Origin of the sequence: Dysgonomonas sp. UBA7710 (assembly GCF_002482385.1) — a bacterium.
Lineage (GTDB): Bacteria > Bacteroidota > Bacteroidia > Bacteroidales > Dysgonomonadaceae > Dysgonomonas.
Map to the genome: position 1 here is coordinate 24,664 of NZ_DLFW01000040.1, position 16,441 is coordinate 41,104.

The following is a 16,441-nucleotide window of genomic DNA, read 5'->3' on the forward strand; positions in this document are numbered from 1 at the left end:
TTTACTTATAACATAATACAACCATGATCCAGACAGTCATAAAAAGAGACGGACGCATAGTCGGCTTCAATGAAGAAAAGATAATGGCAGCTATCCGCAAAGCCATGTTACACACCGAACAAGGAGAAGATTCTTCCCTGATAAGACGCATCACGGATTTTATTTCTTGCCAGGGTAACGAACAAATGACCGTAGAGCAAATTCAGGATATGGTAGAAGTGGAACTGATGAAAAGTCCGCGAAAAGAAGCTGCTAAAAAATATATCGCTTACCGCGACCAACGCAATATTGCCCGAAAAGCCAAGACCCGGGACATGTTTCTCGAAATCATAGAGACCAAATCGAACGATATCACACGCGAAAATGCCAACATGAACGCTGATACTCCGGCAGGAATGATGATGAAATTCGCGAGTGAAACTACGAAGCCTTTTGTTGACGACTATCTGCTGCTGCCGGAAGTAAAAGAAGCCGTCCGCCGAAACTATTTACATATTCACGACAAGGACTATTATCCGACCAAAAGCCTCACTTGTGTACAGCACCCATTAGATAAGATACTTCAGCATGGATTCAATGCCGGACATGGAGAATCGCGTCCTGCCAAACGTATAGAAACAGCGAGCATGATCGGCTGCATATCCATGGAAACAGCCCAGAATGAAATGCATGGTGGCCAGTCCATCCCTGCTTTTGATTTTTATCTGGCACCTTTTGTCAGGCGTAGTTTTATTGAAGAAATAAAAGTGCTGGAACAGATAAACGGACTGGACTACAAACACCTTTACGAAACACCAATAGAGGATTACTTATCAAAAGACCTGACCGGATTACATGGTGACGAAAGAATTATCCAACATGCCATAAACCGTACAGTGAGCCGTGTACACCAGTCGATGGAAGCCTTCATCCATAATATGAACACCATACACTCCCGGGGAGGCAATCAGGTGGTATTCAGTTCTATTAATTATGGAACGGATACTTCTGCCGAAGGAAGATGCATCATGCGGGAACTGTTAATCAGCACAGATGAAGGCGTGGGCAACGGAGTAACAGCCATTTTCCCGATACAGATATGGAAAAAGAAGCGGGGAGTAAGCTATTTACCAACAGACCGGAATTACGATTTATACCAACTGGCATGCAAGGTGAGCGCACATCGTTTCTTCCCTAACTTCCTGAATCTGGACGCGACATTTAACCAACATGAAGAATGGAAGGAAAACGATCCCCGCCGTTTTGAGTATGAGGTAGCAACAATGGGCTGCCGTACCCGCGTATTTGAAAACCGTTTTGGAAAGAAAACATCGGTAGGCAGAGGCAATCTTTCTTTCTCTACACTCAATCTGGTACGCATTGCTCTGGAATGCAGAAACATAGAAAACCAAAAGGAAAGAATCGACTGCTTTTACAGGAAACTGGATCAGATGCTTGAGCTGGCCGCTCTCCAATTGCATCGCCGCTTCGAGTTCCAAAAGACAGCCGCTCCCAAACAGTTTCCTTTACTAATGTCGGTGCTATGGGAAGGATGCGAGCAACTGGCAGGCGAGGATACAATAGAGAAAGTTATCAATCAGGGCACATTGGGCATAGGTTTCATCGGACTTGCCGAAGCCTTGGTTGCCCTTACCGGCAAGCATCACGGAGAAGACGAAAACGCCCAAAAACTAGGTCTGGAAATGATAACATATATGAGAGACCGGGTAAATGAATTTTCTGATAAATATCAGCACAACTATAGCGTACTGGCCACTCCCGCCGAAGGACTTGCCGGGCGGTTTACACGGCGCGACAAAAAAGATTTCGGGCTTATTGAAGGAATTACAGACCGGGAGTATTATACAAACTCTAACCATGTACCTGTATATTACTCATGCAGTGCACATCGCAAAGCTAAAATCGAAGCTCCATATCACGATCTTACGCGTGGAGGACATATATTTTATGTCGAAATGGATGGCGACGCGACTCATAATCCAGAAGCTATTATGACCGTTGTAGATATGATGGATAAATATAATATCGGCTACGCCTCGGTCAACCATAATCGCAACCGTTGCCTGAAATGCGGATACGAAAATGCCGCTACACAAATAAATGAGTGCCCCCGTTGCGGAAGCATGCAGATAGACCGTCTGCAACGTATAACGGGTTATCTGGTGGGTACTACCGATAGATGGAATAGCGCAAAACTTGCTGAACTTAATGACCGTATTGTCCATGAATAGTAATATATCGATACTGGATATTGTACACGACACCACCGTAGATGGCCCCGGATTCCGGACTGCCATCTATGCCGCCGGGTGCACACACCTTTGCAAAGGATGCCACAATCCACATTCGTGGAATATTGAGAACGGTAAAACATATTCCATCGATAATTTATTGGAGGAAATTAAAGAATCGGAGTTTGCGAATGTAACCTTTACTGGCGGCGACCCCTTTATGCAGGTAGAAGGGTTTACAGAACTAGCCCGAAGAATCAAATCCGAAACGGATAAAAATATCTGGTGCTACACAGGCTATATTTATGAACAAATCATAAGGTCAGAAAGGCTATCCCGGATACTTCCCTATATAGATGTACTTGTAGACGGGCGATATGTTGAATCATTAAAAGATGAATCCCTTATCTTCAGAGGTAGCAGCAATCAGCGGTTAATCAATGTCGGAAAATCATTAAAAAGTGCGGCGGTCGTCATCTGGAATAATAACCATTGCATGGAATTATCACATCTACACATACAAAATAAATTTTCTACTGCCAGTCATATAGCAATTTAAGATAAAATATCTACCTTTGTCATGGTTTTGGTGTCATCCTTTATGTTCTTAAAGGATGGTGAAAAGGGAACCGGGTGAGAATCCCGGGCAGACCCGCTGCTGTAAGCTCTTTTCAGTGAACGGTTAATACTAATCACTGATATTTTTTGAACAAAACTTATAGCCACTGTTTTGATAAGCTATTAGCCATTAGCTGATAGCTGTTAGTAAAAAAGCTAAAGGCCAATGGCTAATAGCTATAAGCTGACTAAAGATGGGAAGGCAATTCAAAAATGGAGTAAGCCAGAAGACCTGCCAGAATTGATCAATTAAAAAGCTTTCGGGAAATAAGGCTTGAGAACCATAAAAAGATTCTCTCACTACAAGGTGAGGATTCATTATTATTTTTTCTGTTTCCTTAAGTTCCGAGAGCCATGTTTATTCTTTTTTAGAAGAAATTGGGCATGCTTTTTGTGATATATCTATATGTCCGGTTTTTAATTATTGAAACGCCAAGTTGAATTTAAATAATAACAAATGGAAGCATATAAAGATTTTAAAGGGACCAAGTGGAAAGAAAAAATCGATGTAAATGATTTTATCTTAAAAAATTATACAGAATATACAGGAGATGAATCTTTCCTGGAAGGTGCAACAGATGCCACTACAAAGCTATGGAATAAGCTAAGCGAGATGTTTAAGGTTGAAAAGGAAAAAGGTGTTTATGACGCTGAAACCAGAATTCCTTCTCAGATCGATGCTTATGGCGCAGGGTATATAGACAAGGATCTGGAAAAAATAGTAGGTGTACAGACAGACAAACCTCTCAAGAGAGCTATCTTCCCTAACGGCGGGCTTCGCATGGTACAGCAAAGCCTTGAAGAATACGGCTACAAACTTGATCCGGTTACAACAGAAATATTTTCAAAATATCGTAAAACTCATAACGAAGGTGTATTTTCGGCATATACCGACAGTATCCGTCGCGCCAGAAGCAACGGCTTATTAACGGGCCTGCCCGATGCATACGGACGTGGTCGTATTATCGGTGACTATCGCCGTATTGCACTCTATGGCGTAAACCGGCTGATTGCCGAGCGTGAAAAACGTTACAAGGAATGCGATCCTATCGTTATGACAGATGATCTGATCCGTCTTCGGGAAGAACTGAATTCACAGATACAGGCACTGAAAGCCCTGAAACGCATGGCTGCTGATTATGGATTCGACATTTCAAATCCCGCGACCAATGCTCAGGAAGCTATCCAGTGGACATATTTCGGTTATCTGGGAGCTATTAAAGACCAGAATGGTGCAGCAATGAGCCTGGGACGTGTAACCACCTTCCTCGATATTTACATCGAACGGGACTTAAAAGAGGGGATCATCACAGAGAAAGAAGCTCAGGAGATGATCGACCATTTTGTAATGAAACTCCGTATTGTTCGCTTCCTCCGTACAAACGAATATAATGAACTATTCTCCGGAGACCCTGTCTGGGTTACCGAGTCGATCGGCGGAATGACCAATAACGGGCGTACGATGGTAACCAAAAACAGCTACCGTATGCTACACACCCTCTATAATTTAGGCCCGGCACCTGAACCGAATCTTACAATCCTGTGGAGCGACCGCTTACCTGAAGCATGGAAAAAATACTGCGCGAAGGTATCTATCGACACATCTTCTCTCCAATACGAAAATGACGATCTTATGCGTCCGCAACTGGGAGATGATTATGGTATTGCATGCTGTGTATCGCCAATGCGAATCGGACACCAGATGCAATTTTTCGGAGCCCGTGCCAATTTACCGAAAGCATTGCTTTATACTATCAATGGGGGTAAAGATGAGAAAACAAAGGCTCAGGTATTGCCTAAACACTGGGTAGAAAAGATTTCGGGCGATTATCTCGAATTTGACGAAGTATGGGAAAAGTTTGACCGTACCCTCGACTGGGTTGCTGAGACTTATGTGAAAGCACTGAATATTATTCATTATATGCACGATAAATACTCATATGAGGCTCTAGAAATGGCTTTACATGATGTAGATATCGTACGCACACAAGCCTTTGGCGTATCCGGCCTTTCCATCATCGCGGACTCGTTTGCCGCCATAAAATACGGAAGAGTGCGTATTGTAAGGGATGCTGACGGAGATGCGGTAGACTATATACAGGAAAAAGATTATGTTCCTTTCGGAAACAATGACGATAATACAGATCAGTTTGCCATAGATATAGTGGAGACGTTCATGCAAAAAATCCGTAAGCGCAAAATGTATAAAGATGCTATTCCGACTCAATCGGTATTGACTATCACATCTAATGTCGTTTATGGTAAGAAAACGGGAAATACTCCAGACGGACGCCGCGACGGAACTCCTTTTGCACCGGGTGCTAATCCGATGCACGGACGCGATACCAGAGGGGCCGTAGCATCATTGTCATCGGTAGCTAAACTTCCGTTCGAACATGCAAACGACGGTATATCTTATACATTTGCCATCACTCCCAGTACACTGGGTAAGAACCGTGAGGAAGAGGCTCAGAACCTTGCAGGACTGATGGATGGATATTTCTTGCAAACAGGCCATCACCTGAATGTAAATGTGTTCGACCGTCAACTACTGGTTGATGCGATGGAGCACCCCGAGAAATACCCTCAACTCACAATCCGTGTATCCGGTTATGCTGTGAACTTCATCAAGCTGACAAAAGAGCAGCAGCTGGATGTTATAAACAGAACAATTACAACTACGTTCTAATCTCACATAAGCTAATAAATCAGGCAGTTAGGAATTTTCTGCCTGATTTTCTTCAATATGAAAGGTCGTATTCACTCGTTTGAAACATTCGGCACCAAGGACGGGCCAGGTATCCGCTTTGTATTCTTTATGCAAGGCTGCCCATTGCGCTGTCTCTACTGCCACAACCCTGATACATGGAGGCCAAATGAGGCCAAATATGAACTGACACCTCAACAGGCTTTAGATGAAGTAATAAAAGTAAAAGCATTTGTAAAGGGAGGTGTCACTGTTTCCGGTGGGGAGCCGATGTTGCAACCGGAATTTGTATTGGAGTTATTCAAACTATGTAAAACCGCAGGGATACATACCGCCATAGATACTTCAGGCTTTCTGTTTAATGACAAGACAGAGGAAGTTTTGTCCTATACCGATCTTGTGTTATTAGATATCAAGCATATAAATCCCGATAAATACAAAGAGCTAACTGCCAGACCTCTTGAGCCTACCCTCAACTTTATAGAGTACCTCGCCGAAATAAATAAACCGGTCTGGTTAAGGTATGTCCTCGTCCCTCATTTCACAGATAATGAGGAAGATTTGCATGAGTGGGCCCGGTACGTAAGTCAGTTCAAAAATGTGGAACGCGTTGATATCCTGCCTTTTCATCAGATGGGAATACATAAATGGGAGCAGATCGGACAAGAATACAAGTTGAAGGATATAAACCCTCCATCAAATCAGGAATTGAAGAAAGCGGAAACGATTTTCAAAAGCTATGGACTCAATGTATAATCTCTATTCTTAATTTAAGAGACAAATAATGAAAAACTACAACACTCCGAAAGAGATCACAGAGGAGTTTGCCAATTCAGGTATTTATAAAAGCGATTTACCATTATCCAAATTCAGTCTGATAGCCATACTCGGAGGAGTATTTATTGCCTTCGGCGGATTGCTCTCGGTTATGGTTGCAGGGGGAATGCCCGGAGTAGGTGCAGATAATCCCGGACTGATTAAATTTATTGCCGGGGCGCTTTTCCCTGTCGGGCTTATTATAGTATCCGTCACCGGGGCAGATTTATTTACCAGTGACTGTACAGCGTTTACACTTCCCCTATTGGAGAAGAGACTAAAGACTTTTACTCTCATTAAGCTCCTTATCCTCTCTTACCTATTCAACTTTGTAGGTTCTCAGGTAGTCGCTTATCTGCTCTCGTCAGGAGTCGGACTATTTGATAAAGACCCCTGGCAACATTACCTGCATCACTATGCAGAAGTAAAGGTAAACCAAGACTTTATGACCGTCTTTATCAAAGGAATCGGAGCCAACTGGCTGGTTTGTCTGGGAATGTGGATGGGATATGCAGCAAAAGATATTATAGGGAAATGTATAGGTATATGGATTCCTGTCATGCTCTTTGTTACTTTAGGTTATGAACACTCCATAGCCAATATGTTCTTCATTCCCGCAGCTATCTATTCGGGTGCGGATATCCTTTGGAGTGATTTTATTCTTCATAATTTAATTCCTGCCACACTGGGCAACCTTATCGGAGGGGCTGTATTAGTCGGATGTGTTTATTGGTACCTGTACTCAAGAAAAAAATGATCTTTAATATATTAAGATAGCAGGCCTTTACTTTATAAAGTAAAGGCCTGCTTGTTATTCTCATGATTAGTACTAATCAGTCAATTTTCTTTATAACATTCCTCGCCAACTCTATCTTATATCTCTTACCTTTCATTTTTTCATCCTTAATATTAGACAAAAGTGTTTTCACAGCCGGAAAACGGACAGCTACAAAAGAGATAAAGTCTTTCACTTCTATCAGCCCCAGATCGGCTTTATCCAGCTTTCCCTTCTGCAAAAAGAAGCCGACAATATCACTTTTATTCAACTTGTTTTTCTTTCCCCCACTCACATAGATTGTTTTGTAGTCGGGCTTCTTCGGTAAAGGGTTTCCTGCTTTTAACTCTAATATATCCGTATTTTCAGGGATGTAATCCGGAGTTTTATCTTCTTTATACAATACAATATATGCTGTCCCGGAAGCATGCATACGAGCTGTACGGCCATTGCGATGAACAAATTCACTTTCTTTGGAAGGAAGATGGTAATGAATTACATGTTTCATCTCCGGAATATCCAGTCCTCTGGCGGCTAAATCAGTTGTAACCAGATAATTCAGACTACCATTTCTAAATTGAATAAGAATTTTTTCCCTGTCGTCCTGATCCATCCCTCCGTGATAATATCCGGTCTGTACTCCTTTCTTATTTAATAAATCACTGATGCGTTCCGCTACTTCCCGGTGGTTACAGAAGATAAGCGCCGGCTCGGAACCGAGGGAACATATAAGCTGAAGCAATGACTCTATCTTGTCCTTTTCCGGAGACAGGACAAGTTTAATAGAAAGAGTATCGTTCTTTTCTTCTTGTGTATAATCAAGAATCGCAGGTGATTCCATCTTTACAAAATCAGGAATCTCTACATCGGATGTTGCAGAAAGTAAAACCCTCTTCTGCAAGTTTGGGAATTGGCTGATAATCGTATTCATATCATCCTGGAAGCCCAGTTGCAAGGATTTATCAAACTCATCCAATACTAATATTTTTGCTGAACCGGTACTAAAGGAATTTCGCGCCAAATGGTCTTTCAGCCTGCCCGGTGTTCCTATAAGTATAGCCGGAGGATTACTCAAATTATTAAGTTCCGTCTCAATGGAATGTCCTCCATAACAAACATTCACTTTAAATCTTGTTCCCATTTTCTTCCAGACCTGCTCTATCTGGAGGGCCAATTCACGGGAAGGGACAATAACGAGGCATTGCACGCTTTTTACATCTTCCTTTAATAACCGGAGAACAGGCATTAAATAAGCAAGTGTTTTTCCTGAACCTGTAGGAGACAGCAGGATCGTATTTTGTTTATTAATGATCGTATCCCGGGCAGCAATCTGCATTTGATTCAGAGCTTCAATTCCCAGATTAGATAATATGCTGTTTGTTTGATCTTTTGTTTTCATTATGCAAAGGTAAGGTATTAACCAATCAATAGAAACTAATAGCATATTTTTCAATACTAAGGATATAGACAAATAAATAACCAACCCACCTTGTACATTGAATATACAGAATGGGCCAGGCTATTTCATTAATATACCTTTCTATTTTCCTTTCAGAAGAAACTCTTCAGCTCTTCCGGGACTCATCAATTCCCATAATGAAGCGACAACCCATCCGGGAGCAAAAATATCATTATAAAAGCCTTTGCCGTTTTTACCATAATCCCAATTCGTATGCTGCACTACTTCGGGATAATAGCCGGTTTTGGCAATACCGCACATATGCCCTTCATATGGAAGCAGCTGTCCCATAGAAGAACGTATAACTTTTATAAAATTTCCGAAACGAGGTTCCTCAAACTCGATTGAAAGCCAGTCTAACACCGAACCGAACTCAAAAATGAATACATCAATATGATTGTTCTCTACAGATACATTTCCCCATCCGCGGGTTTTTAACCCGATATCTCCCAGCATTTGACCTTTGGCAAAGGGAACATCCCACATGTAGTACCACGACAGGGTGAAATATGCAGCCTTCCTGCACAGACCGGCATAATATTGTCTTTCCTCACCTTTCGAGATAAGCGCTAAATAATAGGTTGCAGAGGCGGTATACAAAGATGCTTCTTTATCTTCACAATTGGCATCGAGAGTAGATGAAAAATAATCTGCCTTATCTATCAATTCTGTTTTCAGATATTCGGCTGTCTTCTTTGCACTTTTCAGATATTTAACATCACCAAAGTATTTATATGCCATTACCAGAGGCAGAGTAGCGGATGGAGTGCTACTCCCGCTTTTATCGACAACGCTAAAATCGTCCTTAAATTTACGGGGAAAACTTCCATCTTCATTTTGTAAACGAAGTATCCTGTCTAAAATGGTTTTTATGCGGGCTTCCCATTCCGGATGTTTTCGCCCTTTTTCCTTCTCGTATTGCAGATAGTGAAACATAGCATATATGCCCTCGGACTGCCTGCGTATGCTGAACACATCCGTTTCTTTTCCAGCATCCTGATCGACATATTCCCTGAAAAAGCCATTTTTGGTAAAACCATATTCTAAATAACTCAAAAATACTGAATTACTGTTATTCACCAGATCTGATCTCCCATTCAGTTCTCCATATTCATAAGCATTGAACGCATTGAGTAATACCCGTCCGATAAATCCGACCTCTGCAATTCCGTTCTTTTTACAAGTGGCAACCATAAGATGTGCTCCGGAAGAGAATTTCAATTCTTTATCGCTAACAAAACTGTCGGCAAAATACGAAACTATCGTTTGTTTCATCTTTTCGGGAGTAAAAGAATATCGAGCATCAAGCGGCTTTGGCTGATAGGTATCGTAGCTATATTCCCACACCTGCTTCACAAAATCTGAATAATCGGCAGCTTGCCCCATAAACACTTCCCATTCCAAATTGATCGTTTCTCCCTTCTTTATTTCCTGAAAAGCTTCTATAGCCGGAGCTAATGTCAGTTTCCGGATATAGCTTTTAGGCGTTTCCTGAAAAGGATAACCGAATGAAAGATTTGCATTGCCTTTTATTTCCTCAAATCCGGTATAGCCCAGAGAGGTTCTCCCCGAGACAATGACCTCACCTTCTTTGTGAGTAGTCAGGGCATCATATTCCGGAAGGTCGATACGGGTTACAGTCATATACATCCCGCTTTTCTCATTATAGATACCCGTGAGCGGAGTACTCAGGCGGTCTTCCCTCACCGTCCAGCCGGACGATGTGTGAAACGAAGGAGCTTCCTTCGGAGACAGTAAATTGCGGCGATACCAGAACCCGGGCATCAGAAACTGGCAATTGGAATGTATATATCCTGTGGATATATTCTGTGAATACTTAAAGTATGTATCTTCATCGGCTGTGACAGATACTTTGATCCGGATTTTATTATCCGTTTCATTTATTTGTCCCGATATATGTATAGGTAACGATTTGCCGGGTTCCATACTATACCTTCCGTTACCGGCTTCATTCTTTCTTAACTCATAGCTGACTGCAGGATTACCCGGAACTTTTACGGACAAGCTTGCGTTTAATCTGAAGGGATGCGTCGTGGCATAACTTGCACATACAGTCAATAGACTGATACAAAAAGTAAATAATTTTGTTAACATATATCGATTATGAAGTTTGATTCCCCCGATGTCTTTCAAAGGAACTATTAATATTTCTTTTCTTTAAAGACAGAAATCCGGGCAGATCGTGATGAGGATATGTCTCACGTGCATTATAACCCGTATATACAGCCCATAGACTCTTGCGAAAAGTAAATAATTTTGTTGACATAAATATATCAGTTATGAAGTTAAATTCCCGGCTTCGATTGCCCGTCAGGCCTTTTACGCACTTGCCTTCACAAAAAGCGATTAAATCCTGCATAGAGTATCAGCCAGCTATATTATTTTAATAGTCAGAATTGAATAGGTATTTTTCAAAATATTTAGCGAATAAAAGCCCTACAAAGATGAAAAATATGAAATAATCAATACAAAATAATTATTCCAATTCATACAACTTTTGTTTCACCCATTCAATCTCTAGACATTTGTTTCTTACTATTGACAAAGTCTTTAGGTAAAATACCAAATTGTTTCTGAAAGCATTTGGCAAAATATGAAGGTGAATTGAATCCGACCAAATAACAGACCTCATTAACCCGACTGTTTCCGGCGAGCAATAGTTCCGCCGCTTTCTTCAGACGTTCGAGACGTAAATATTCATTCGGGTTCATATTCAGAATCCCCTTGATCTTCCTGTAAAAAACAGACCGGCTCATATGTAAGGTCCCAACCATATCATCCATATTAAATTCAGGATTATCAATATTATCAAGTATAATTTCATTCATCTTTTTCAAAAAGTCTTCATCAGCCTTGGTAAATGCCATGGAATTGGCCGCCACAAGAGGTGAACTGGCAAAAGTTTCTTTCAGCTTTATCCGATTATGTATCAGATTTGATGCGCAGGCTTTCAGATACTCCACCGAGAATGGTTTTTCAATATACATATCAGCACCGGCTTCCAATCCTTCTATCTTGGACTGGAGATTCGTTTTTGCCGTGAGAAGGATAACGGGTATATGACTATAATCAATATTTGACTTCAATATCCGGCACAATTCAAACCCATCCATATGCGGCATCATAACATCAGTTATAATCAGATTCACAATATTACAGTCAAGCACATTTAATGCATCTTTTCCATCTGTGGCCATAAATATGGTATATGCCGACAGTTGCCTTACAATAAAAGCAAGTAATTCCGGATCATCCTCGACAATCAGTATTGCCAATTTTGAAGAAGAATCTTCCGGCTGAACTATAGAGGGAGGTGAAAGAGCTTTTTCATCATAAGCGATCATAGGTAATGCTAAACAAAAGCTATTGCAGTCCATATAGTCTTCTATATATAGACTCCCTTGATGAAGTTTTGCCAGTGAACGGGATAATGCCAACCCAATTCCCGTCCCCGGCAATGGCTTCGAGGTTTCAAAATTGTTGAGCCTTACAAAAGGCTTAAAAACTTCTTCCCGCATGTCCGGCGATATGATATTTCCATCATTCTTTATAACCATCCGCAATTCTCCTTTTTCGTCATTAACATCCAGTTTTACCTCTATATACGTCTGCGCATACTTCATTGCATTACTGAACAAATTACTGATTATCTTGGTAAATGCTTCCTTATCTATATGAGCATACAAGTCCTCATCCGGCAAATGAAGCACAAAATTCAAATTCTTCTGTTGGGTTGATAGTTTGAATTGCAGATAGCAACCCCGCAAAATATCAGAGATATTGCATTCGGTAAAACTAAGCTGAAGACCTTTACTCTCTATTTTCTGGAAATCAAGCAACTGATTTGTCAGATTCAACAGACGATCCGTATTATGATTCATTATATTCAAATCATCCCTTATCATATCGTCTATATAATCAGCTAAAAGAATATTTTCCAGAGGCCCTTTTATTAGCGTCAGGGGGGTTCGTATTTCATGTGCAACGTCAGTAAAAAAACGGATCTTGGCATCGTATATCTCCAATGCTTTCTGCTGCTCAAATTTCTCCATCTCCCTTCGTTCACGTATCGCTGCGCGCTTCTTTACATTATATACGGTATAGTAAATAAAGGAGACAAATATCAGAATATACAAGATATATGCCCATCGCGACAAATAGAAAGGTGGTAAAATTCTTATAAAAAGTATTTTCTCATTCTCTATTGAGGGCATTGTAGGGGCAGATATCTTCAATCGAAATATATAATCTCCGTATTTGAGATTAGAATAATTGATTAGCGAACTTTCGGTCATAGATAGCCAATCCTTATCGAACCCTTCGAGTTTATACTTCAAAATATTTGTATGAGGAGACAGATAACTCAAAGCAGCTACGCGAAAACTGAACGAATTTTGCTTTGAGTTGAGGATAAGGCTATCTGTATAGATAATACTCCGGTACAAAGGAGATTTCTTCTCCCCTACAACAACTCTTTTATTATACAATAGAAAATCGGTTATAACGGGAGTTGGCTTATATTTACTTTCGGAAAAATCTTTCGGCTCAAATTTTATAAAACCATCTATACTCCCCATAAAAAGACTTCCATCCTCAGACTTAAATCCCGACCTGTAATTGAATTGATTACTCAGAATCCCATCTACCACTGTATAATTTTTTATAAAATTATCAATCGGGTTGAAGCAAATGAGCCCTTTATTAGATGTAATCCAGAAAAGACCTTTATCGTCTTCTACAATCTGATATATAACATCATTGGGCAAGCCGTTTCGTTCATCATATCTTATAAAAGTTTCTGTTGACGGGTCGAAGCGGCAAAAGCCACGGCCTTGTGTGGTAATCCATATTTGGTGCCGGCTGTCTTCAAATATACTTGTCACCTTATTGTAAGGTAAACTTTTCTGGTCCGTTTCATTATGCAGGTAGTTTTTCCATTTCTTTTTATTTATATCATAACAAAAAACTCCATCGGAATAAGTAGCCAGCCAGAGGTCTCCGTGCCTGTCTTCTTTAATATCATATATAAATTTACCATTCAGCTCCGGAATTGCAGAAAAATCGTCAGTCGCCCTATTATATTTAAGCAGCCCGAACAAAGTGCCCAAATAGATAGTCCCATCAGATGTACGCAGCATGGCAAAAATATTGTCATCGTTTAATGAATTAGGTGTATTTCCTTTATTATAAGATTTTATATGCCCTGTATTTCTGTTTATTACTTTTACTCCTTTCGAAAATGTACCCACCCATAAGTTATCACCATCGGGTAAAAGGCATTGAACATTGGAAAAAGCTTTACTGGGCTCAAAAAACGAAATCTTATTCGTCTGTGGATTATAGCTGCTAAGTCCCCCGTCTTCAGTACTGATCCAGATAAGTCCCGAAGAGTCTGCGCAAAATTCTCTCACTCTTTTACCGCGCAGGCCGTTAGAAGTATCCGTAGGATAATATTTGTTGAAATATGTATATTGCTTCGGATAATAATTCAGCCCGCCGAAGTACGAACCGATCCAGATACCTTCTTCCCTATCCTTGCATAAGCTATAGATGGCATTATCTGACAAAGAATAGGGATCGTAAAAAGAACTTTCCAAATGCAGGTAGTTATTGGTTCGTAAATTATAAACATATATACCCGATTCAGTCCCAAGCCACAATTCGTTATCCGAATTTATCATTATATCACGAATGAAAATCTTCTCGTTGTCATTATCTATTTGCAACAAATCCCGCACCTTCCCTGAAGAAAGGCTAAGCTCCTTAAGGCCACCTTTTACCGAACCAACATACAAACAGTTATAGGCACCCTGGATAATCTTGAGAATAACGTCATCGCAAAAGACCTTTTCTCCTTTATCATTTGTAAACTCGCTAATGGTTTTCAGATTATTCTCCGAGTAAAACAATCCTTCCCCATAGCTTCCCAGCCATAAAACACCATTCCTATCTTCTTTAAGACACTCAATATTAGATGATATATGATGTTTTTTGAGGTTGTGGTTCTTAAGTAAACCCGATTGTACATCATAACAGAAAATCCCCTGAGATTCGACTGCAATCCAAATGTATGATCCATTCCCTTCTATTGCCGATATCGTCTTATTGATAACCTCTTTGTTATCTGCCTGTACAAGAAATTGTTTAAATTGCTCTGTATATGGATTATATACATATATACCGGCATCGGTTCCCACCCATATTTTACCCCTATTATCTTCATGCAAGACCTTTATATAATTATTACCAATACTGTTTTTGTCGAGAATATCCCGTTTAAATATCCGAAAAGAAAAGCCATCAAACCGGTTTAGTCCATCTTTAGTTCCTACCCAGAGAAAGCCTGTCCGGTCCTGCAATATAGCATTGACAGTGTTCTGCGACAACCCTTCCTGTATCCCGTAACGACTAAAATAATATTGAGTCGTTTGAGAGGAAAAATCTGTAAAAAAAAGACACAGAGACAACAAGAGAAAAAACTTGAGGGTATTCAATCTCATAATCTGATATAGATTATATATTAGCTATTTACGTTTATTTTATCCAGATTTATCCAGGTCGATGGGAGATTTTTCTAGTGAAATAGTCCGGATATTTTTCCATTTTGAATGCAGGCCTTTCTAAAAGAGTTATTTGATTATTACATATTGCGATTCTTCTCCCGGCCTTTTTAGCCTCCACTGTCCGATACAAAAATAAGGCAAGAGATTTTTTATTTGGTTAACGATATGAGTGCGAATGACCTATACGCAAATGTATTGCTATATATTATCCCAAAATGAAAATATCATCCCTTATAATGAAATTTTCATCCCATACCAACCTAAGGCTATCAACTCTTCAAAATTGAGGGATTGATATATCAATAAACAGGTTAAATTTGATATTACATTAGATCAACCTTCTATATTTTTACCAGATGCTTTATACGGAGAGACTATCTCTTTTTATATTTCTCCCGGGACTGGTTTTGAGAAACCGCTTATAGAAAGATAAATATTTACCCGGAAAAGAGCCTTTTACCAACTTAAATTTTTAAAACTAAATCCAATCGCTTTAAATAATAAAAAGTTTATTTCCGTCTTCATTTTTCAGCCTATCAGTATTACCGGGTATTTGTCAGGACAAAGATACCTATCCGGAGAATAATCATGATGTTTCTTCATTAAATTTATGGGGTAAATCAGACAAAAAGAGACTAAAAATAAACGTGGGAAATTTGAACAGGCTCTTAATCTTTTTAAAAAAGTTTATCTATATAAATAAGCCGATAGCCTTTAGCTTATAGCTCTTTGAAGTATTGATTGGCCCCTCCAACCTCCCTTTGGGGCAGGGCTGTTAAGTTCTAATTTTTTATACCCTCTGTGTCATGTTGAACGGAGTGAAACATCTCGTTTCTCAGGGTCGGGATCCTTCGTTCCACTCAGGATGACAGCAGAAAAAACAGAACAAGTAGAGAACTTAACAGCCCTGCCCCAAGGGGAGGGTAAAAAGTAATAGGTAGAAAAAGTGTTACTTTTGTTACCTTTTAATAAGTCGTAAGTTGTATTTGTGTTAACTGCTAACTGATGACTGTTTACTGTTCACCGAAAAAAGTTACATGTGTTACCTTTTAACAAGTAGTGAGCTTTAAGTAATAAGTGGTAAGTCAAGTTTTTTAAGTTACGAGTTGACGACTGCTAACTGTTGACTGTTAACTGATATATCTGTTACCTTTGTTACTTTTTTGCGCCTTAGCGTCTCTGCGAAAGAATGCTATGAATCGCTCACGGAATAGTTACCATTTTAACTATATACAGTTAACAAAAGTAAAA

The 16,441-nt window shown here is 40.0% G+C and carries 8 protein-coding genes and 1 riboswitch; of the genes, 5 read left to right on the top strand and 3 right to left on the bottom strand.

Translation table 11 applies throughout. From position 1 onward, the window contains the following. Positions 1-23 precede the first annotated feature (23 nt). From B3317_RS12360 to B3317_RS12380, 5 genes are all read left to right on the top strand, one after another. Complete coding sequence (locus B3317_RS12360; RefSeq protein WP_291111977.1) at positions 24-2,231, top strand: anaerobic ribonucleoside triphosphate reductase; 2,208 nt, start codon at positions 24-26, stop codon at positions 2,229-2,231. Beyond that, the gene (gene nrdG / locus B3317_RS12365) at positions 2,224-2,790 is read left to right on the top strand and encodes an anaerobic ribonucleoside-triphosphate reductase activating protein (RefSeq protein WP_291111980.1); all 567 of its coding nucleotides are present in this window, start codon (positions 2,224-2,226) and stop codon (positions 2,788-2,790) included. Before B3317_RS12360 ends, nrdG begins: the two co-directional genes overlap by 8 nt. Before the next feature lie 11 nt (positions 2,791-2,801). Next, a riboswitch (cobalamin riboswitch) is annotated at positions 2,802-3,103 on the top strand. Between the two features lie 203 nt (positions 3,104-3,306). Next, a complete protein-coding gene (pflB, locus tag B3317_RS12370; RefSeq protein ID WP_291111983.1) occupies positions 3,307-5,538 on the top strand; it encodes a formate C-acetyltransferase in 2,232 nt (743 codons plus the stop codon). A gap of 57 nt (positions 5,539-5,595) precedes the next feature. Then, complete coding sequence (pflA, locus tag B3317_RS12375; RefSeq protein ID WP_291111986.1) at positions 5,596-6,312, top strand: pyruvate formate-lyase-activating protein; 717 nt, start codon at positions 5,596-5,598, stop codon at positions 6,310-6,312. Positions 6,313-6,340: 28 nt separating this feature from the next. Further along, the gene (locus B3317_RS12380; protein ID WP_291111989.1) at positions 6,341-7,129 is read left to right on the top strand and encodes a formate/nitrite transporter family protein; all 789 of its coding nucleotides are present in this window, start codon (positions 6,341-6,343) and stop codon (positions 7,127-7,129) included. A gap of 76 nt (positions 7,130-7,205) precedes the next feature. Here B3317_RS12380 and B3317_RS12385 read toward each other — a convergent pair whose 3' ends face one another. The 3 genes from B3317_RS12385 to B3317_RS12395 all read right to left on the bottom strand — a co-directional run bounded on the left by B3317_RS12385 (position 7,206) and on the right by B3317_RS12395 (position 15,127). Next, positions 7,206-8,549, bottom strand: a complete 1,344-nt coding sequence (locus B3317_RS12385; protein WP_414647499.1) for a DEAD/DEAH box helicase — start codon at positions 8,547-8,549, stop codon at positions 7,206-7,208. Between the two features lie 138 nt (positions 8,550-8,687). Further along, positions 8,688-10,721 carry a hypothetical protein gene (locus B3317_RS12390; RefSeq protein ID WP_291111994.1) on the bottom strand — a complete coding sequence of 678 codons (2,034 nt, stop codon included), beginning with the start codon at positions 10,719-10,721 and terminating at the stop codon, positions 8,688-8,690. Positions 10,722-11,137: 416 nt separating this feature from the next. Beyond that, positions 11,138-15,127 (bottom strand): hybrid sensor histidine kinase/response regulator transcription factor, encoded by a 3,990-nt coding sequence (locus B3317_RS12395; protein ID WP_291111996.1) that lies wholly within the window; start codon positions 15,125-15,127, stop codon positions 11,138-11,140. Between the last annotated feature and the right edge of the window lie 1,314 nt (positions 15,128-16,441).